Source organism: Hymenobacter terrenus (assembly GCF_000972495.1).
Classification (GTDB): Bacteria; Bacteroidota; Bacteroidia; order Cytophagales; family Hymenobacteraceae; genus Hymenobacter; species Hymenobacter terrenus.
In genome coordinates this window covers 306,163-324,020 of the sequence record NZ_LATM01000003.1, presented here as the reverse complement: position 1 = coordinate 324,020, position 17,858 = coordinate 306,163, and the positions used below count along the sequence as shown (strand labels likewise).

The 17,858-nt window shown below is 60.0% G+C and carries 17 protein-coding genes; 11 read left to right on the top strand and 6 right to left on the bottom strand.

All coding sequences use genetic code 11. The features are described from left to right. Positions 1 to 31: 31 nt before the first annotated feature. Positions 32 to 1,372, top strand: coding sequence for a chromate efflux transporter (chrA, locus tag WX88_RS07880; protein ID WP_046243760.1), 1,341 nt, complete (start codon positions 32 to 34; stop codon positions 1,370 to 1,372). A gap of 46 nt (positions 1,373 to 1,418) precedes the next feature. After that, positions 1,419 to 2,450, top strand: coding sequence for a DUF1259 domain-containing protein (locus WX88_RS07875; protein ID WP_046243759.1), 1,032 nt, complete (start codon positions 1,419 to 1,421; stop codon positions 2,448 to 2,450). 58 nt (positions 2,451 to 2,508) lie between these two features. Here the strand turns inward: WX88_RS07875 and WX88_RS07870 are convergent, their stop codons facing one another. Next, a complete protein-coding gene (locus tag WX88_RS07870; RefSeq protein WP_046243758.1) occupies positions 2,509 to 3,384 on the bottom strand; it encodes a LysR substrate-binding domain-containing protein in 876 nt (291 codons plus the stop codon). A gap of 149 nt (positions 3,385 to 3,533) precedes the next feature. On the opposite strand from WX88_RS07870, the gene WX88_RS27375 reads away from it, so the two are divergent. The 4 genes from WX88_RS27375 to WX88_RS31745 all read left to right on the top strand — a co-directional run bounded on the left by WX88_RS27375 (position 3,534) and on the right by WX88_RS31745 (position 7,517). Continuing rightward, entirely contained in the window at positions 3,534 to 4,385 is an 852-nt protein-coding gene (locus tag WX88_RS27375; RefSeq protein ID WP_052732465.1) for an arginase family protein, read from the top strand. A gap of 154 nt (positions 4,386 to 4,539) precedes the next feature. Continuing rightward, a complete protein-coding gene (locus tag WX88_RS07860) occupies positions 4,540 to 5,982 on the top strand; it encodes a pyridoxal phosphate-dependent decarboxylase family protein (RefSeq protein WP_046243757.1) in 1,443 nt (480 codons plus the stop codon). A 331-nt stretch (positions 5,983 to 6,313) separates the two neighbouring features. Beyond that, the gene (locus tag WX88_RS07855; protein WP_046243756.1) at positions 6,314 to 7,330 is read left to right on the top strand and encodes an NAD-dependent epimerase/dehydratase family protein; all 1,017 of its coding nucleotides are present in this window, start codon (positions 6,314 to 6,316) and stop codon (positions 7,328 to 7,330) included. A 61-nt stretch (positions 7,331 to 7,391) separates the two neighbouring features. After that, positions 7,392 to 7,517 carry a hypothetical protein gene (locus tag WX88_RS31745; protein ID WP_262489822.1) on the top strand — a complete coding sequence of 42 codons (126 nt, stop codon included), beginning with the start codon at positions 7,392 to 7,394 and terminating at the stop codon, positions 7,515 to 7,517. A gap of 97 nt (positions 7,518 to 7,614) precedes the next feature. Here the strand turns inward: WX88_RS31745 and WX88_RS07850 are convergent, their stop codons facing one another. Then, on the bottom strand, positions 7,615 to 8,265 hold the full coding sequence (locus tag WX88_RS07850; RefSeq protein ID WP_046243755.1) for an NAD(P)-dependent oxidoreductase: 651 nt from the start codon (positions 8,263 to 8,265) through the stop codon (positions 7,615 to 7,617). Positions 8,266 to 8,319: 54 nt separating this feature from the next. Next, positions 8,320 to 8,577, bottom strand: coding sequence for a hypothetical protein (locus tag WX88_RS07845; protein ID WP_156176009.1), 258 nt, complete (start codon positions 8,575 to 8,577; stop codon positions 8,320 to 8,322). Positions 8,578 to 8,722: 145 nt separating this feature from the next. On the opposite strand from WX88_RS07845, the gene WX88_RS07840 reads away from it, so the two are divergent. Continuing rightward, complete coding sequence (locus tag WX88_RS07840) at positions 8,723 to 9,082, top strand: winged helix-turn-helix transcriptional regulator (protein ID WP_046243753.1); 360 nt, start codon at positions 8,723 to 8,725, stop codon at positions 9,080 to 9,082. Between the two features lie 75 nt (positions 9,083 to 9,157). On the opposite strand, the gene kduI is transcribed toward WX88_RS07840, so the two are convergent. Further along, positions 9,158 to 9,976, bottom strand: coding sequence for a 5-dehydro-4-deoxy-D-glucuronate isomerase (gene kduI / locus WX88_RS07835; protein ID WP_046243752.1), 819 nt, complete (start codon positions 9,974 to 9,976; stop codon positions 9,158 to 9,160). Between the two features lie 472 nt (positions 9,977 to 10,448). Here kduI and WX88_RS07830 point away from each other — a divergent pair, with 472 nt between their 5' ends. Both WX88_RS07830 and uxuA read left to right on the top strand, forming a co-directional pair. Continuing rightward, a complete protein-coding gene (locus WX88_RS07830; RefSeq protein ID WP_046243751.1) occupies positions 10,449 to 11,264 on the top strand; it encodes an SDR family oxidoreductase in 816 nt (271 codons plus the stop codon). Positions 11,265 to 11,277: 13 nt separating this feature from the next. After that, complete coding sequence (gene uxuA, locus WX88_RS07825) at positions 11,278 to 12,462, top strand: mannonate dehydratase (RefSeq protein WP_197076710.1); 1,185 nt, start codon at positions 11,278 to 11,280, stop codon at positions 12,460 to 12,462. 332 nt (positions 12,463 to 12,794) lie between these two features. Here uxuA and WX88_RS07820 read toward each other — a convergent pair whose 3' ends face one another. Together WX88_RS07820 and WX88_RS07815 are read right to left on the bottom strand one after the other, a co-directional pair. Next, positions 12,795 to 13,724: an ROK family protein gene (locus WX88_RS07820; RefSeq protein ID WP_046243750.1), complete on the bottom strand. Its 930-nt coding sequence runs from the start codon at positions 13,722 to 13,724 to the stop codon at positions 12,795 to 12,797. Positions 13,725 to 13,860: 136 nt separating this feature from the next. After that, positions 13,861 to 15,078, bottom strand: coding sequence for a DUF4861 domain-containing protein (locus WX88_RS07815; RefSeq protein ID WP_052732464.1), 1,218 nt, complete (start codon positions 15,076 to 15,078; stop codon positions 13,861 to 13,863). Between the two features lie 292 nt (positions 15,079 to 15,370). Between WX88_RS07815 and WX88_RS07810 the strand changes: the two genes are divergently transcribed. Beyond that, positions 15,371 to 15,976 (top strand): NUDIX hydrolase, encoded by a 606-nt coding sequence (locus tag WX88_RS07810; protein ID WP_046243749.1) that lies wholly within the window; start codon positions 15,371 to 15,373, stop codon positions 15,974 to 15,976. A 274-nt stretch (positions 15,977 to 16,250) separates the two neighbouring features. Then, complete coding sequence (gene gndA, locus WX88_RS07805; protein ID WP_046243748.1) at positions 16,251 to 17,750, top strand: NADP-dependent phosphogluconate dehydrogenase; 1,500 nt, start codon at positions 16,251 to 16,253, stop codon at positions 17,748 to 17,750. The last annotated feature ends 108 nt before the right edge of the window (positions 17,751 to 17,858 follow it).

Genomic DNA, 17,858 nt, shown 5'->3' with positions numbered 1-17,858 from the left:
CCCGGCCCGCCAAAGGGCCCGGCCCCCTGCCATGTCCAATACCACCCTCACTCCCATTCCCAAACCCGCGTTTGCCGAAGCCCTGCGTTTCTGGCTCAAGCTCGGCTTCATCAGCTTCGGCGGCCCCGCCGGCCAGATTGCCATCATGCACACGGTGCTGGTGGAGGAGAAGCGCTGGATTTCGGACGCCAAGTTTTTGCACGCGCTCAACTACTGCATGCTGCTGCCCGGCCCCGAGGCTCAGCAGCTGGCCACCTACATTGGCTGGCTGCTACATGGCACCCGCGGCGGCCTCGCGGCCGGCCTGCTCTTCGTGCTCCCCTCAGTATTCATCCTGCTGCTGCTGAGCCTTCTGTACGTAACAGTGGGCACGCTGCCCGCCTTGCAAGGAGTATTCATAGGCTTGAAACCGGCGGTGGTCGCCATCATTATTCTGGCCATGGTCAAAATTGGGCAGAAGTCCTTGCTTAGCCTGCTGCACTACGCGGTGGCGGTAGCCAGCTTCATCGGAATTTTTTGGCTGAACGTGCCCTTCCCGCTGCTCATTCTGGGGGCGGCGGCCGTGGCCCTGCTGGCCCGGCGGTTTTTCCCAGTGCCGACGGCTACGGCCGCTACCCAGGCCCGGGCCGCGCAGGCCGAGGAAGGCTACTTTCTCACCACCCGGTCGGTAGTGGCGGGCACGGGGTTTTCGGCGGCACGCCTGCTGCGGCAGGTGGTGGCGGCTGGAGTGCTGTGGGGAGTGCCGCTGGCCGTATTCGCGGCCGTGAGCCCGGATTTTGACTTCTGGCGGGGCTTGAGCGCGTTCTTTACCCAGGCGGCCTTGGTCACTTTTGGCGGGGCCTATGCCGTGCTGCCCTACGTGGCGCAGGTAAGCGTGGCCAAGCTGCATTGGCTCACGCAGGGGCAGATGCTCGACGGCTTGGCCCTGGGCGAAACCACGCCGGGGCCGCTCATCATGGTGCTGGCCTTTGTGGGCTTCATGGGCGGCTACACTCACTTCGGCAGCTCGCTGGCCTTCGGCACGCTGGGCCTGCTAACGACCACCTACTATACTTTTCTGCCGAGCTTCGTCTTCATCCTGGTGGGGGCCCCGCTGATTGAGCGCACCCAGCACAACGCCTGCCTGAAAGCGGTGCTCGGCATCATCACGGCGGCCGTGGTGGGCGTAGTGCTCAACCTGGCCGTGTACCTGGGCCGGGCGGTGCTTTTCCCATCAGGCCACCTCGACGCAACGGGGCTACATTGGCCCAGTCTCGCCTGGCTGCTGGTGTCGCTGGTCGCGCTCTACCGCTTTAAGGTGAACATGATTCTCTGGATTGGGGTAAGCGCGGGAGCCGGCCTGCTGGCCTATCTGCTGGCGCCTTTTGTATAGTAATCTGCTACTTCCTGGACTTTTTTGCTTGCTCTTACATTACCTCATGACCGATTCCCGCTTCTCTCGCCGCGACTGGCTCAAGACCGCCGCCCTGGCCACCACCCCCGTTTTGCTCGGCACGCTGCCCACCAGAGCCAGTGCCGCGATACCCGTAGCCGGCAAGACCCCGGCCCTGACGCCCGCCGAAATCGCGGCCATTGAGGCGGCCATGGGCAAGAAGGGCACTTACGTGGAAGCGCAGGCCACCCACACCACGCCCCTGCCCCGCAACGATTTGAAGGTGACCATCAAGGGTGAAGCCGTGCCGATTTCGTTTGGGTTTGGTGGCTGGGTAGCCATCAAGCACACGCTCGACGGTAAGGCGGCCATGCTCATGAGCGACACCGTGCTGCTACAGGAGGAAGTGAACCCGCTGATGTCGGCGGCGCTGGCCAATGGGCTGGAAATCGGGGCCGTCCACAATCACTTTTTCTACGAAGAGCCGCGCATCTTCTACATGCATATTCACGGCATGGGCACGCCGGAAGAATTGGCGAAGAAGTTTGCCGCTACGCTCAAAAACTCCAAGCTGCTGCCGGCCAACCAGCCGCCCGCGGCCACCCCCACGGCACCAACCGGCAACACTGCCACACCGAGCACCGCCGCCCCCACCAGCAAGGAGCTATTCGACTTGCCGGCCCTCGATAAGCTGGTGGGCTACCAGGGCGTGGTCAATGGCCCGACCTACAAGTACACCGTGGGCCGGGCCGACGTGCAATCCCTCATGATGGGCACGGAAATGACAGCCGCCATCGGCCTGAATTCCTGGGCCGCCTTTGCCGGCCGGCAGGCCGACGCCCACATTGCCGGCGACATTGCCATGCTCGAAGCCGAGGTGAACCCAGTCATCAAAACGCTGCGGGCCCACAACCTGGAAGTGGTAGCCGTGCACAACCACATGCTCTTCGACCAGCCACGCATGATGTTCCTCCACTACTACGGCCGTGGACCGGCCGCGCAGTTGGCCGCGGGCTTCCGCGCCGCCCTCGACCAACTGGGCAAAACCGGCAGCCAGGGCATGCACATGAAGCACTGAGCTGCGCAACTTGGCAAGCTTCAAGTTGCGGCTTCAATGAGACTAACAGGAATTTACCTCACAGCAGCCGGTCTACGAAGTCGAAAAACGGTTGCAGCTCCGCCGTCCGCTCGGTCAGCCAGAGCATGCGCATCTCGGCTTTTTGGGGCACGTTGCTTAGCTCAATGGTTTTGAGGGGCAAGTCTTGCCCGCGCAGAGCCGACGCGGGCTCGATGCTGATGCCCATGCCCGCCTCCACCAGCCGCAATACGGTACCGGAATACGCTGACTCGTAGGCCGTGCGCGGCAGAAAGCCGTACTGCTGGCACAGGGCGTGGATGATTTCGACGTAGCCGCTGCCCTCGGCCAGGGGCGGCAGAATGAAGGCGTCGTGGGCGAAAACCGATAAATCCGTGAATGTATCGGCACTCACCGGATGGTGAGCCGGCAGGACGACCACCAGGTTTTCCTCGTACACCACCCGGCTGCTGACGCCCGGCGGAGAGGTGATGTTGGGCGAAAAGCCGACGTCGATGGTCCGGTTTTGCAAGGCTTGCAATTGAAATCGATTGGTTGTCTCCATCAGCAGCACGCGCAAGTTTGGAGTCTTTTCTCGTAGGCCGACCAGCAGGCGGGGCAGAATAGAATGCATAGCCGAGCTGGCGTGGCCAATGCGAATCTCGCCCGCTTCGCCCCGGTGAATCTGGCCCGCGCGCCGGAACGCTTCCTCCAATTGCTCAATCAGTCGGCCGGCTTCCTGCCGCAGGAATACGCCGGCGGGCGTCAGGGCCACGTTGCGCTTGTCGCGGAGAAAGAGCTGAGCCCCGATTTCACTCTCCAGCTGCTGAATCTGCCGGCTCAGGGCGGGCTGGGCGATGAACACAGCTTCGGCCGTCCGCCGGTAATTGAGCGTATCGGCTAGGGCCAGAAAGTGCTTGAGGGTGTGCAGATCCATTGCTGGCTTGGCCGAAAGTTTGGTCCAAAACTACTATCTGAAAAAAGGTCGGGTTATTTTTTAGGATGTCAAACAAAAGCCCATGGGGACATTTTTCATTTACTGAAACGAGCCACCGGCTTGCTCTCACCAGCTTTTCGATTTGCCTCATGAACGATAACCGACCAACTTTCCTGTACTTCCCCCAATGGCAGGGATGCGGCCTGACCAATGCCATCCAAACCGGCGCCGAAACGCTCCGGGCTGCCTTCTCCGAGGCTCAGCCCATTACCATCCCCTTATCGGACGAGCCCCTGACAACTTGCTTCGGCATCAGTGGCTACCAGCCCTTGCTCACCCAGCTGGGCAAGGCCCAAACCATACTCGAACAGCAACAACCCGCTCGGCTCCTGCTGGTAGCCGGCGACTGTGCGGCCGAAATTGCCCCCATCAGCTACCTCAATCAGCGGTACGAGGGCGACTTGCTGGTGCTCTGGCTGGATGCTCACGCTGATCTGAACACGCCGGAGTCCTCGCCGAGCGGCCATTTTCACGGGATGCCGCTACGCTTGTTGCTGGACGGGCAGTTTCCCGCAACGGCTTTTCGCGCAGAAAGTCCCCTGACGAGCCAGCAGGTGGTCTTCGTTGGCTTGCGCGATACGGACCCGGCGGAGGACCGCTACATTGCCGACCACGCCATCCCCGTGCTAGCGACGGGGTCTCCGTTGGCCGAGCACCTGGCCCCGCTTCTGGCACGCGCCAAGGCCCGGAACATCTACATCCACCTGGATTTAGACGTGCTCAATCCCCAACAGTTTCCGGACCTCCAATGCCCCGTGGCGGGCGGATACCTAGCCGAAGACATTGCCCAATTGCTGCGCCACTTGCTGGAAGTGCACCATGTAGTGGGCATGTCTTTAACCGAAACCACAGCCACGAAGCCGGAAGACCTGGCCCCGATTCAACCCATATTAGCCCTGTACCGGGACTGGCTCCTGAAGCCTACCATAGCGGCTTCGTGAGCATGACAGCTGGAACGGACTAAGCACTGTTCATTGTAGAACGAACGTCAGTAAACTAATCAGGCAACTGATGTGATTCAGTTATCAGTTCATCATAAATAAGCATTTCTAGGCATCAAATCTAGCTCGTTGCTTTGAGGAAAAATTTAACATCATGAGTGAACTTCTCGCTAACGCCTACTCTGCTGCTGCTTTTCGGCAGCAGGGTCATGCCTTGGTCGACTTATTGGCCGACCACCTGGAGCGCGCCCAGGCGGGTACGGACCCCATCCTGACCTACCACGACCCAGCCGACCAGCTGGCTCATTGGCAAGCCGATTTCAACCAGCCACCAATTACTGACCTATTGCCACTGTTTGCTGAACTGGTGCAACGGTCTATTCACGTGCATCACCCGGGCTTTATGGGGCACCAAGTGGCGCCGCCATTGCCGTTGGCAGCCCTCACCGGCTTGCTCGCGGGCGTGCTCAACCAAGGCCAGGCCGTGTACGAAATGGGCATGAGTGCCAACGCCCTTGAACGCCTGACGACGCAGTGGCTGGCCCGCAAGCTTGGGCTGGGTGCCACGGCCGGCGGCCTACTAACCTCTGGCGGCACCCTGGGCACCCTCACGGCCCTGCTGACGGCCCGCGCCGCGGCCGCGCCCGCCGATGTGTGGGAAGTCGGCACCACGAGCCGGCTGGCCATCCTCGTGTCGGAAGAAGCCCACTACTGCGCCGACCGGGCCGTCCGCATCATGGGCCTGGGCACCGAGGGACTCATCAAAATCCCGACCAACGACCGGTTTCAGATGCGCACGGAGCTGCTGGAGCCCGCCCTGGCTCAGGCACGGGCGGCCGGCCTGACCGTGTTTGCCGTTATCGGCAGCGCCTGTTCCACCTCCACCGGCTCCTACGACGACCTGATGGCCATTGCCGACTTCTGCGAGCAACACGGGCTTTGGTTTCACGCCGACGGGGCACACGGCGGGGCGGCGGCCTTGTCGGACACCTACCGGCCGCTCGTAAGCGGTATCGAGCGGGCCGATTCGGTGGTGGTCGATTTTCATAAAATGATGATGACGCCGGCTTTGATAACGGCCGTGCTCTACCGGCGAGACGCCGACGCCTTTCGCACGTTTCAGCAAAAAGCGCAATACCTGTGGGCCGATGCCACGGCGCCCGACTGGTTCAATTCGGGGAAGCGGACGTTTGAATGCACCAAACGGATGATGAGCGTGGCCATTTACACCGTGCTGCGCACCTACGGCGAGGGCGTCTTTGCTGACAATGTAGACGTGCTTTACGGCCTGGCGCGGCGCTTTGCGGCGCAGGTTTGCGGCCGGCCCGGCTTCGAATTGGCCGTGGAGCCAGAGAGCAACATCGTCTGCTTCCGCTACGTGGACGCAGGCCGCACCCCGGCCCAGACGGCAGAGCTGAACGCACGCATCCGCCAGCAGCTTGTGGAAGCGGGTCGGTTCTACATTGTCCAGACTACGCTGCGCGGCCAGCTGTACCTGCGCGTCTCACTCATGAATCCGTTTACCACGGACGCCCACCTCACGGCCCTGCTGGACGAATGCCAGCGCTTGGTTGATGACTACGTCCGAGAAGAATAAGAGCAGCTTGAGCGCCGGGGTGATATCTCATTTGCCCCGAAGATTTGCAGGTCTCGCTCACACCTCCACTGTACTCAATAGCTTCACTACCCTGGCCGCATGCGGTAAGATGGAAGGGTGAAGTATTACTTTTGCACTAGTGAAGGTATTACAGGCACTGGATGCCTCCGTTGAAATGATTCTTCAGACCACAAGTGAAGAAAATAAAAACTGCCTTTTCATCGCTTAAGAGATAGGTTCTGAAGAAATAATTAAGAAAAACACTTGACCGTGGACTATACTCCACGGTATTTCTTTGGGTACTTTTTCTACCAACTGATAGCCCAAGCCCATGCAAATTTCACCTCTAGCCCTAGTGACGGGGGCCAACGGCCACCTCGGAAACAACATTGTGCGCGAGCTGCTACGGCAGCACATCCCGGTCCGCGCTGGTGTTCGCAATCTTCGTAACCACGCCCCCTTTGCCGGCCTCAATTGTGAGCGGGTCGCTCTCGACATCCTCAATCCGAAGCAACTCCAAGCCGCCATGCGCGGCGTAGATACAGTATATGCTGTGGCAGCCGCGTTTAAGTTCTGGGCTAAGAATCCCCAAAAAGAAATCTACGACGTGAACATGGCCGGCACCTGGCTGCTACTGGAAGCCGCCGCCGCCGCCGGCGTACGGCGCGTGGTGTACGTCTCGTCCACCGCCGCGCTCAACTACTCCTGTCTGCCCACCACGGAAGCCTGCGGCTATAACACCGACCGGCGCAACGTGTACTACAACTCCAAAAACGACTCCGACGAAATGGCGATGCAGCTGGCCGCCAGCCTGGGGCTAGAGTTGGTGAGCATCTTGCCGGCCACGATGATTGGCGGCGAAAACTTTGCGCTGAACGAGTCGTACCAGATTCTGGCCAATATCTACCAGGGCAAGATGCCCATCGACCCTAATATTTACCTCAACTGGGTAGATGTCAAAGATGTGGCCCAGGCGGCCGTAGCGGCCAGCTCCCGGGGGCGGGCCGGCGAGCGCTACGTGCTGGCGCAGGAAAAAGGCACCAGCATGCGCGAAACCCTGGAGCTGCTCAACCGTCTATTTCCCGAGCAGCACCTCAAAGTGCCCCCCCGCCCACCCCGCCCACTGCTCCGCGGCATAGCTTGGTTCATGGAAACGAGTAGCCGGCTGGCTGGCAAGGCACCGCTGCTACAAACTTCGCTCGTAGACATGCTCTGGGGACTGCGCCGGGACTACGACATCAGCAAGGCCCGGTATGAGCTAGGCTTTGCCCCCCGATGCGTCGAACAATCGGTGCGCGAAGCCATCCTCTACCTACGCCAGCACCCGGCGCTGCTCGCGGCAGGATAGCCGGGGCTGACTTTGGCACGGGTGGCCGTCCTCTGCTTCTTCCCCCTAATCTCTTCTATCTATGCTCATTGGGAAAATAGTGCAGCTCACCGGCTACGAAGCATTGACCAGATGCTCGCCCGCTGCCATCACTGATTCCCACAGCTTTGAGCAGCTAGCTCAGGTTGCGGCCAAGCCCCGCTGCTGAGGCTTGGCTGCAACCTGAGTTAATTATTCCCGCAGTGAAGCGGCTCCGGACTTGCTTGACTTAACCATCTTTGTTACGAGCGCGAAACATTAGCTGATTAATAGCTCACAAACGGCATCTGGCCACTGAACTCGTCTGACTCTACCTGCCGTAAAATGAACTCCGCCAGGTCGGCACGACCGATGGAGGTGCTGGCATTGATGCCGACCCAGCCCACCCGGTAGCGGCCCGTGTAGGGCTGGTCGGTGAGCCGCGGGCCGCGCACTATCCGCCAGTCGAGGCCGCTCTGGCGCAGCACCTGAGCGTGGCCGGCAGCATCGGTGAGGATGTGGGGCACCACGAGCTTCATGATGCCGCGAATGAGCTTGTCAGCAAACTTGGGCTGGTCGTGCTCGTCGGGGAGCCCGCCGCCTGATAGGCTAATAACTTTGGGCACGCCGTGGGCGCGCATGGCCGCCACGATGTTGCGAGTACCGTCGGTTTGCAACTGCTTGGGCGAGCCCTTCACCTGGCCGAAGAGGCTTACGACCACGTGGCTGCCCTGCACGGTACGCGCCACATCGGAGGGATTGAGCACATCGCCGGCAAGCACTTTCAGTTGTGGACTGCTGGCCGTCAGCTTCACCGGGGTGCGTACCAGCGCGTTGACTTGATAGCCCTTCTTGAGGGCTTGAGTGAGAAACTGCTGGCCGGTTTTGCCAGAAGCGCCAAATAGCGCGATGGTGAGTTGACTATGGTCGGCGGGCATGGTTATGAGGAGTGGTTACGGTGGGCATGTAGAGCCAGCGCTCTTAGCATGCCCCTAGAGGTTGACAGATGAGGACTGCGCCAGAATACTGCCGTGCAAAAGCGCCAGGCAACGGGCCTTCAGAGCCGGCGCCAGGAGAGCGCCTTCTACATAGGCGCTGAGCGCGGCTTGTAGCTCGGGGTCGGGGCCACTCTGGTAGTTGTAGATGAGCCGGAGCATGGTTACGACGTTCTGGCTCCGCAGCAGCTGCTCGGTTGCTTCGGCCAAGTTCAGCTGGCTGTCGGAATCAGGGGAAAAAGCAGAAACGAGCACCGGTGCTTGCGTGGGAGTCCGTCGGCAGCAACAAGCGAAAAGCGGCTCCTTACTGGAAGCGCAGCACCCATCGAAGCCTCGAATGTTCAAAGTTATTTATCTTGCAAAACCGTCCCAACTGTGCGGTACCCACCTCCAGGTAAGCATGCATACTTTTCCTTCGGGCATCACTCCTTCCTGCCCTATCCGTACCACCCTTGAAATGCTCGGCGGTAAATGGAGCCTTCTCGTGCTGAATCAGCTGGTAGGCGGCCCGCTGCGCTTTGGCGAGTTGTACCGGCTGCTACCCGACATCAGCGAGAAGGTGTTGGTGCAGGAACTCAAACAGCTGGCTAATGCTGAACTATTGGTGCGCACCAACCATGGCGAAGTGCCGCCCCGGGTAGAATACCATCTCACTCCACTCGGCCGGCAGGCCCTGCCAGTACTAGCCGCCACCGCCGAATTTGGACGCATCTACGCCGAGCACATCCAGGCTGGCCGGCCGCAGCAGTCGATTGGCTAACTACAATATAAAAAGCGCCATTCCAGGGTTGGAATGGCGCTTTTCATGCTGCCATTTAGAGGCCCTGGCAGCTTTTTATCGAAGCTCGTGAATGGCCACCGGGTCCATGTCGGTGTATTCGCGGTTTTCGCCGGCCATACCCCAGACGAAGGCGTAGGCAGTGGTGCCACAACCCGAATGAATGGACCACGGCGGCGAGACGATGGCTTGTTCGTTGGCGACCCACAATGGGCGGGTTTCCTGCGGCTCGCCCATCAGGTGGAGCACCCGCTGGCCGGGGGGCAGGTTGAAGTAGAGATAGGCCTCCATGCGGCGGTCGTGGGTGTGGCTGGGCATGGTGTTCCACACCGAGCCGGGCTTTAGCTGCGTGAGGCCCATCACTAGTTGGCAGCTTTGGATGCCCTCCTGGTAGATGTACTTGTAGATCGTGCGCTCATTAGCCGTTTCAGAGGCCCCCATTTCCACGGGCGTGGCCTGGGCCCGGGTGCGCAGCGTGGTGGGGTGGGTATGATGCGCCGGCGCTGAGAGCAGGTAGTAGCGCGCCCCTTCGCCGCTGAAGTGTACGTCGCGGCTGCCCTTGCCCACATAGAGGCAATCTTGGTTGCCGAGTTCGTACACAGTGCCGTCCACCGCTACCTGGCCTGCGCTGCCTACGTTCAGAATGCCGAGCTCGCGGCGCTCCAGGAAGTAATCGGCTTTTAGGGATTCGGGGCAGGGCAGCGGCAGCCCTTGGCTTTGCGGAACCACTCCACCCACCACCAGGCGGTCGTAGTGGCTGTAAGTCAGCGTAATTTCGCCGTCTACGAACAGCTGTTCAATCAAAAAATGCTCCCGCAACTGGGCGGTATTCATCGTAGCAGTCTCGCGAGGACTACAGGCAAAGCGTTGGGTCATGGTGGTGGGTAAGGTTAAGGAGATTAAAGAGTCTGTTCACAAAGAAGGGTAGAGTTTGAAGGTAAACCCTCCTACCCTACCGAAAAATAGGTGGCTCGCGGCTCGTGCAGCGCGCTTTATTGTTTGCGACAACGCCCCGGAAGGGTCGGTCGGGGCCGCGGACGACAAAGTTCGCGCTACCGCTCCGATACCCGTTATCCTATCCCTTTCTTTGCCGGCATTCCCAGCATCGCCACCTGGCTCGGCGCGGGGCCAAGCGACTGGCAATGTTCGTGTAATCTTCCACTTAGCTCCTGGTTGCAGCCCGAAGATTCGGCATGTTAATTCTGGTACTGATAGTAGACTTTGCGCCCGCGCCGTCACTTTAGTCTATTTTCGCCCACTTGTATTCCCCGCATTTCAACTGCCGCCTGGCGCGACAATAAATGGTACAGCGCAACACGGCTTTCCTCTCAACTTCCCGAACTTACTTATGGCTGAAAACTTCTCATTACAAGATAAAGTCATCGTCGTGACCGGCGGTACTGGCATTCTGGGCGGCGCCTTCATCGACGCCGTGGCCGAGGCTGGGGGGGCGGTTGGCATTCTAGGGCGCAACGCGGAAGTAGCCCACGCCCGCGCTACGGCCATCAACTCCTGTGGCGGCAGGGCTCTGGCCCTGGTGGCCGATGTGATGGAAGAAACCCAGCTGGTTGCCGCCCGCCAGGAAGTTCTGAATGCTTTTGGCCGCCTCGACGGCCTGGTAAACGCCGCCGGTGGCAACGGCCCCGACGGCGTGCTACTGCCCGACGGTGACGTGTTCGACATGAACCTTGCCGGCATGAAGCGCGTGATGGAGCTGAACCTGTGGGGCACAGTTTTGCCCACCCAGGTTTTCGGGCAGGCGCTGGCTGCTTCCGGCCGGGGCAGCATCGTCAATATCTCTTCCATGAACTCGAAACGCGCCGTGACCCGGGTGCTGGGCTACAACATGGGCAAGGCCGCCGTGGACTACTACACGCAGTGGTTCGCGGTGGAAATGGCCAACCGCTACGGCGACAAAATTCGCATGAACGCGCTGGCGCCCGGCTTCTTCCTCACCGAGCAAAACCGCGCGCTATTGACCACCCCCGACGGCAGCTTCACCGAGCGCGGGCAGTTGGTTATTAAGCAAACACCGTTCAAGCGTTTCGGCCACCCTGATGAGCTGAAGGGCGCCCTCGTCTGGCTGCTGAGCGACGCCTCGCAGTTCGTCACCGGCTCCATGATTTGCGTGGATGGCGGCTTTTCCGTCTTCGGTGGGGTCTGATATAGTGACTAATATGGAAAAACCCCTCGGTTTTCGCCTGACGCAAACCATGCGCTGGTTTGGCCCCTCCGACCCTGTCAGCCTGGCTGACATCCGGCAGGCCGGCTGCACCGGCGTGGTTACGGCCCTACACCACATACCCAACGGCGAGGTGTGGACCACGGCAGAAATTCAGCGCCGCCAACAAGAAATTGCGCAAGCTGGCCTGACCTGGGAGGTGGTGGAAAGCGTGCCGGTGCACGAAGCCATTAAAACTCAGCTGCCCGGCTTCGAAACATACATTCGCAACTACCAGCAGTCATTGCGCAACCTCGCAGTCTCGGGCATCAAAGTAGTTACCTACAATTTCATGCCCGTGCTCGACTGGACACGGACCGACCTGAGCTACGAAGTGGAAGACGGCTCCAAAGCACTACGCTTCGAAATGGCGGCCTTCGTAGCATTCGACGTGCTGCTTCTACAACGCCCCGGCTCTGAGCAAGACTACTCGCCCGAGCACCTGGCCAGCGCCCGTCAGCGCCACGCGGGCATGAGCGAAGCCGAGCGGCTACAGCTGCAACGCAACATCATTGCCGGCCTACCCGGCAGCGAAGAAAGCTTCACCCTCCAGCAGTTTCAGCAGGCGCTGGACGCGTACCAAGGCGTCGATGCAGACCGGCTGCGCCAGCACTTGGTTTACTTCCTCCAGCAGGTGGTGCCGGTGGCGGAAGAGGTTGGGATACAGCTAGCCATCCACCCCGACGACCCGCCCTACCCGATTCTGGGCCTGCCCCGCGTGGTAAGCACCGCCGCCGATGTGGCCGCGCTGGCGGCGGCCGTGCCTTCACCTGCTAATGGCCTGTGCTTTTGCACCGGCTCCTTCGGCGTGCGGCCGGATAATGACCTGCCCGCCATGGTGCGTCAGTTTGCCGACCGCATTCATTTCATCCACCTGCGCAGCACGCGCCGCAACGAGAACGGGGACTTCTTCGAGGACAACCACCTCGAAGGCGACGTGGACATGTACGCCGTGATGCGCGAGCTAATTGCAACCATGCGGCAGCGCCAAGTCAGCCTGCCCATGCGTCCCGACCATGGCCACCAGATGCTCGACGACCTGCACAAAAAGACCAATCCCGGCTACTCCGCCATCGGCCGCCTGCGCGGCTTGGCTGAGCTGCGCGGCCTGGAAATGGGCATCGCGCGCAGTTTGGGTTGATTCAAGGAAAAGCTTTCAGAAAAAGCCCTCATGCGTGCGGCTCCGCTCGGCATGAGGGCTCTTATATGACGCGAACGGGACCCTTTCCCAAGGAGAGGGGAGCCGAACGACTTGGACAGCAACTTCTGAACCGCTCAGTTCAAGTTGCGGAATAGCCACGACGCGGCTTTGTCGCAATTTGAGCTGATTCAGGCGTCTCCTTATTCGCATCGCTGACCTTTCGATCTGCTTGCTTAGTAGACGCAGCGGAGGTAGCCGTTCAACGAGAAGACGCGGAGTATCGCGTCTCTACGGCCCGAATATGACTTGGTAAACCATTGTGGGCGCCGGGCTCAGGCCACCAGATAGGCGGCTCCAAATACTCCTGCGCTGTCGCCCAGGCTTGGCTTCACCACGGGCGTCTCGAAGACGTGGTCAAATACGTTTGTCGCTACTTTGCTCACACCTTCGGTGTAGAGGCGGTTGATGTTGCCCACACCACCCCCAATAACGATGACGTCAGGGTCGATGATATTCACGATTGCGCTCAGAGCCAGGCCGAAATAAGTAGTCAGGCGCTGCAGGGTTTGTTCAGCTACGGGGTCGGTACCGGCTTCGGCCCGCGCCACGATGTCGGGCAGCGAGCGGGACTCCCCGGCGTGCTTGGCATAGTAGCGTTGCAGCGAAGGGCCAGCCAGAATGCTTTCGTTGCAGCCGGTTTTGCCGCAGAAGCAGGGCGAGCCGTCGGCCTCGTTGAGGTAGTTATGTCCCCACTCGCCGGCCAGGCCGTGGAAGCCGTCCAGCGCCTGGCCATTTACCACCAGCCCACCGCCCACGCCCGTACCCAGGATGATGCCGAATACCACCCGGGCTTTGGGAAACTGTTGTTTTACCACGCCCAGCTGGGTTTCGGCCAAGGCAAAGCAGTTGGCATCGTTGGCCATTTCTACGCGCACGCCGAGTATTTTTTCCAAATCCGCTTTCATGGGCTGGCCGTTGAGGCAGGTGGCGTTGCTATTTTTGAGCAGGCCGGTGCGCGGCACCAGCGTGCCCGGCGTGGCTAGCCCAATAGCTGGGGCTTGGTAGCCCACCGATGCTTCCATGTGGTCGACCAACTTCTTAATCTGGCCCAGAACGTGCTCGTAGCCTTGGTCGGCGCCGGTGGGCACCCGGTCGCGAAACAATACTTCGGGCTCGTGGACTGATTTCAGAATAACGCCCTCGATTTTAGTACCGCCCAAGTCGAGGCCCCAGAGTGTTTCGTTGTGCAAAAAGTTGTTCATATGGTGTGGGTTGTCTCGCTGACCAGCTCTTCGAGCTAGCCAGCAGCAGTGGCAGGAGGGAATAGCGCAGGGATATGAGTGGTATCTGGCCGTAGCACAAAGGTTCTGCTTTGCGCCACGGCCAAGCCGCAGGCCGCTATTTGCCGCCGAAGCTTACTACCAACGGCGAAGCCAGGCGCTGGGCATACTGGGCCAGATACTGGTCCCATTCGGCCGCGGTTTTGAATTGATTGCTTTTAGTCCAGCCGAAGCCAGCGTAGTAGGTCAGCGCACCGTTGCTTGGGCTGGTCATCACCAGCAGGTGGCTTTGGTCCTTGGCGTTGGTGCGCCGGTCTTTCCAGCCCTGTACCTGACTGGACATCAGCACAATGCCCGTGCCCACAAAAGAGTCATCAATGGGTTCCCAGTAGCGAAACCAACCTTGTTTGGGCTCGCCTTTTACTTCGCCCGGCACGCCTTTGGGGTCCGCGTGCAGCGTGGTGCCAATGGTGAGGTTGGGGAGGGGTTTGTCGCTCGACAACCGTTCCTCGAACCGCGTCAGGTTGCTGCCCAGGTCGAGGCTGATGATTTTCTTCTCCGTGACGGTCCGTCCGTTGGCGTTCCAGGGGGCATAGGTCAGCTCAAATCGGGTGCGAATGGGTCCGCTGGCCAACGTCTTGTAGGTCACGAAGTTTTTGGAAACGTACAGCGAATCGCCCTCCCACACGCCGACACCGGCAAAGCCGCGGCTGGCGCCCACGTGATAAGGGTCGTAGCCCTCGCCGTGGTCTTTGTGGTAGTAGCTCGCTTCCTTTAAGTTACCGGCGTACCATTTGTCGATGACGGGGTAGCTGACGCGCTTCAACCAGCAATCCATGCCGCTGGTGAGGGTGCCGTCTTTCGAGCCGGATTCGGTGAGTTGTTGGGCCTTGGGGCCGTAGGTGCGGAAGGCCACCCGGTCATTTTCCCAAGCGTAGTCGTCGATGCGCTCGGGCACTAGGCGGGAGAAGGTAGTGTGCTCGCTTTTGGGTTGCTGAAGCGCTCCATCTTTCAGCCCAACCACCGTAAACTTCTGACTCGCATTGGCCTTAATATTAGTCTGAAACAGCAGTTCATCAACGGTGCCGTTGCCATCGTTGTCGACGGCTTGACTAACGATAAATTTGCCGGTCTGGCCGTCCTTTACCAGCACGCCGCCGGGGCCATAGGCTTGAAGCAATGTACTAATACGGGCGGCCGGAATACTGATTGTTTCGGCTTGACGGTCAAGCCCTAGCTTATTTTGAATGGTGAGAGCCAGCGGTTGCGGGGCGGGTGGCACGGCGGTACTCAGCGCAACAGCGCAAGTAGCTAGCTTAACAAAGGAGCGAGTCATAGACGGAGGCAAGTGATTTCGAACGGGCTGGACGGGCCTGAGTGCGCAAATTACTACTCCTACACCGGATAGATAACTAGCCCGATGAGCCGCTGCGCTAAGCCCAGCAGTAGAACCCGTCGGAATACCTATCGGCTTTGGCGCTGGATTGGCAGCGCGAGCTTCAGAAAAAAGTAGCGGGCTAAAAATGACTACATGCTCTCGGGCGCCTAGCTGCCCGACGGCGCACACGTCTGAAGCCGGCTCCGCTTGCCCGGCCCCGTATCTTGCGGGCCTGGCCCTCCCCCCATCCATGCCCAAAGAAATCAAACCCTGGAAGACGCTTCGCTCTGAGCTGGTCTTCGACCACAAGTGGTATAAGCTGCGGCGCGACCATGTGACACTGCCCAATGGCCGAGTGCTCGACGACTATTTTGTGAGCGTGCGCCCCAACGTAGTACTGATTTTTGCCCTCACCACCACCGACGAAGTTCTCTTTGTGCGCCAGTACAAGCACGCCGCCGGCCAGATTCTACTGGAGCTGCCGGGCGGCATTATGGACGAAGGCGAAACCCTGCCGCTCGAAGCCGCCAAACGCGAGCTGCTAGAGGAAACCGGCCACACTTCCGACGAAATCGAGCTGCTCCAGTCCGTCATCGACAACCCCACCAAGGACACCAACACCATTTACTTCTTCCTGGCCCGCAACGCACAGCAAGTTGCCGCCCAAGACCTCGACGAAACCGAGGAAATTGAGGTAGTGAAGGTGCCCCTCAACCAGGTCGAGGCCCAAATTCAGGCCGGTAACATTCGGGTTTCCGGCTCAGTAGCTCTGTGCTTACTGGCCATGAGCAAGTTGCGCCAAGTCATAATCCCACCCCCACCCCCAGCCGATGTTGATGAAGCCATTGAGCCATAACGGGTAGCCAGAGCTGAAGCTCGGCCGTATAACCTTCCGGCATTTGCCCAGTTTATGCCCGGATATGGCGGCGGAAGAGCCGGGCGCTGATTTTCTCCGTTATTTCGACCGCGAAGCAATGCTTTTGCCAGCAGCTGGCGGGGCGTCGCGTTAGATAACCCGAGCCTGCGTACGACATTTTCAAGCGCCATCCGTCAACCCCGGAGGTTTTGCTGACTGAGCACCTCCTTTTGCCTCTGACATCTTAAAAAAATAACCCCGAAAACAACCCGTAATGAGCGCAACGCCCACCACCTTCTCCTTCGGCATGATTGGCCTCGGCACCATGGGCCGCAACCTGCTGCTGAACCTCGCCGACCACGATTTTGCCGTGGCCGGCTACGATAAAGATGCCAGTAAAGTGAGTTTGCTGGCCGAAGAAGGCGCCGGCAAACCCGTTCAGGGCTTTTCGACTTTGCCCGAATTTGTGGACAGCCTGCATACGCCGCGGTCCATCATGATGCTGGTGCCCGCCGGCAAGATTGTCGACAGCGTGATTGAGGAGCTGCGGCCGCTGCTCGCGCCCGGCGACATCATCATCGACGGTGGCAACTCGCACTTTACCGACACCGACCGTCGCGCCGCGGCGCTGGAAGCAGCCGGGTTTCACTTCTTCGGCATGGGCGTTTCGGGCGGGGAAGAAGGCGCCCGCTTTGGCCCGAGCATGATGCCTGGCGGCGACAAAGAGGCCTACCAGGTAGTGCAGCCGATGTTTGAAGCCATCGCGGCCCGCGTTGAGGGCGAGCCCTGCGTGACCTACATCGGTCCCGGCGCGGCAGGCCACTTCGTGAAAATGGTGCACAACGGCATCGAGTACGGCCTGATGCAGCTCATTGCCGAAACCTATGGCCTGCTGAAAAACGGCCTGGGCCTCGACAATGCCGCCATTGGCCAGGTATTCACGCAGTGGAACAACGGCCGCCTGCAATCCTTCCTGCTCGACATCACCAAGGACATTTTCGCTTTCCAGGCGCCCAACACCGACCACCTCCTCCTGGACGACATCAAGGACGAGGCCCGCTCCAAGGGCACGGGCAAGTGGACGTCGCAGGTAGCCATGGATTTAGAGCTGCCCGTCCCAACTATTGACACGGCCGTGGCCCTGCGCGACTTGTCGAAATATAAGGTCCTGCGCGAACAGCTGGCCACCCTCTACGGTCCGGCCCCCACCCCACTGGCTGTAGAACACGCAGCCTTCCTCACTAGCCTGGAGCAGGCCTTTTTCTTCAACATGGTTATCACCTACGCGCAGGGCATGCAGCTGCTGGCGAAGGCTTCCAAGGAATATTCTTATGGGTTGCAGCTGGCCGAAATTGCCAAAATCTGGCGCGGCGGCTGCATCATCCGCTCCAGCTTCCTCAACGATATTTTCAACGCCTTCCAGCAAGCTCCGCAGCTCGAACACTTACTGCTCGATGAGCGGGTGCGCGACCTGGTGACCCAAGCCGTGCCGGGCGCACGGACAGTAGTAGCCGCCGCCGTTGCGGCTGGCCTGGCGGTGCCGGCCTATGCCACTTCACTGAGCTATTTCGACACGCTCCGCACCGCCCGCATGCCCTCAAACCTCATTCAGGCCCAGCGCGACTATTTTGGAGCGCACACCTACGAGCTGATTGGCCACGAAGGCGTTTTCCACACGCAGTGGACCCCCGCGCACGAGGACGCGGCTAACAAGCAAGACACGCAGGAAGGACCGGAAAACAAAAGCGAGCAGCCCGTAATTCCCAACAAGTAGGCCGTAGAAAGGGGTGCGGTTAGGTTGTCATACGACCTGCCGGCCCACCTTTTATGTCTAACATTTTCGCTTTAAAAAATTAAGGCAACCCCCGCTTTCCAACCTTTC

Bases quoted from the DNA above. Each gene is read 5' to 3' on its own strand.
- WX88_RS07870 (WP_046243758.1), bottom strand. From the start codon at position 3,384: ATGGATCTGCACACCCTCAAGCACTTTCTGGCCCTAGCCGATACGCTC.
- WX88_RS07860 (WP_046243757.1), top strand. From the start codon at position 4,540: ATGAGTGAACTTCTCGCTAACGCCTACTCTGCTGCTGCTTTTCGGCAG.
- WX88_RS07830 (WP_046243751.1), top strand. From the start codon at position 10,449: ATGGCTGAAAACTTCTCATTACAAGATAAAGTCATCGTCGTGACCGGC.
- kduI (WP_046243752.1), bottom strand. From the start codon at position 9,976: ATGACCCAACGCTTTGCCTGTAGTCCTCGCGAGACTGCTACGATGAAT.
- WX88_RS07840 (WP_046243753.1), top strand. From the start codon at position 8,723: ATGCATACTTTTCCTTCGGGCATCACTCCTTCCTGCCCTATCCGTACC.
- chrA (WP_046243760.1), top strand. From the start codon at position 32: ATGTCCAATACCACCCTCACTCCCATTCCCAAACCCGCGTTTGCCGAA.
- WX88_RS07820 (WP_046243750.1), bottom strand. From the start codon at position 13,724: ATGAACAACTTTTTGCACAACGAAACACTCTGGGGCCTCGACTTGGGC.
- WX88_RS07850 (WP_046243755.1), bottom strand. From the start codon at position 8,265: ATGCCCGCCGACCATAGTCAACTCACCATCGCGCTATTTGGCGCTTCT.
- WX88_RS27375 (WP_052732465.1), top strand. From the start codon at position 3,534: ATGAACGATAACCGACCAACTTTCCTGTACTTCCCCCAATGGCAGGGA.
- WX88_RS07855 (WP_046243756.1), top strand. From the start codon at position 6,314: ATGCAAATTTCACCTCTAGCCCTAGTGACGGGGGCCAACGGCCACCTC.
- uxuA (WP_197076710.1), top strand. From the start codon at position 11,278: ATGGAAAAACCCCTCGGTTTTCGCCTGACGCAAACCATGCGCTGGTTT.
- WX88_RS07815 (WP_052732464.1), bottom strand. From the start codon at position 15,078: ATGACTCGCTCCTTTGTTAAGCTAGCTACTTGCGCTGTTGCGCTGAGT.
- WX88_RS07875 (WP_046243759.1), top strand. From the start codon at position 1,419: ATGACCGATTCCCGCTTCTCTCGCCGCGACTGGCTCAAGACCGCCGCC.
- WX88_RS31745 (WP_262489822.1), top strand. From the start codon at position 7,392: ATGCTCATTGGGAAAATAGTGCAGCTCACCGGCTACGAAGCATTGACC.
- WX88_RS07810 (WP_046243749.1), top strand. From the start codon at position 15,371: ATGCCCAAAGAAATCAAACCCTGGAAGACGCTTCGCTCTGAGCTGGTC.
- gndA (WP_046243748.1), top strand. From the start codon at position 16,251: ATGAGCGCAACGCCCACCACCTTCTCCTTCGGCATGATTGGCCTCGGC.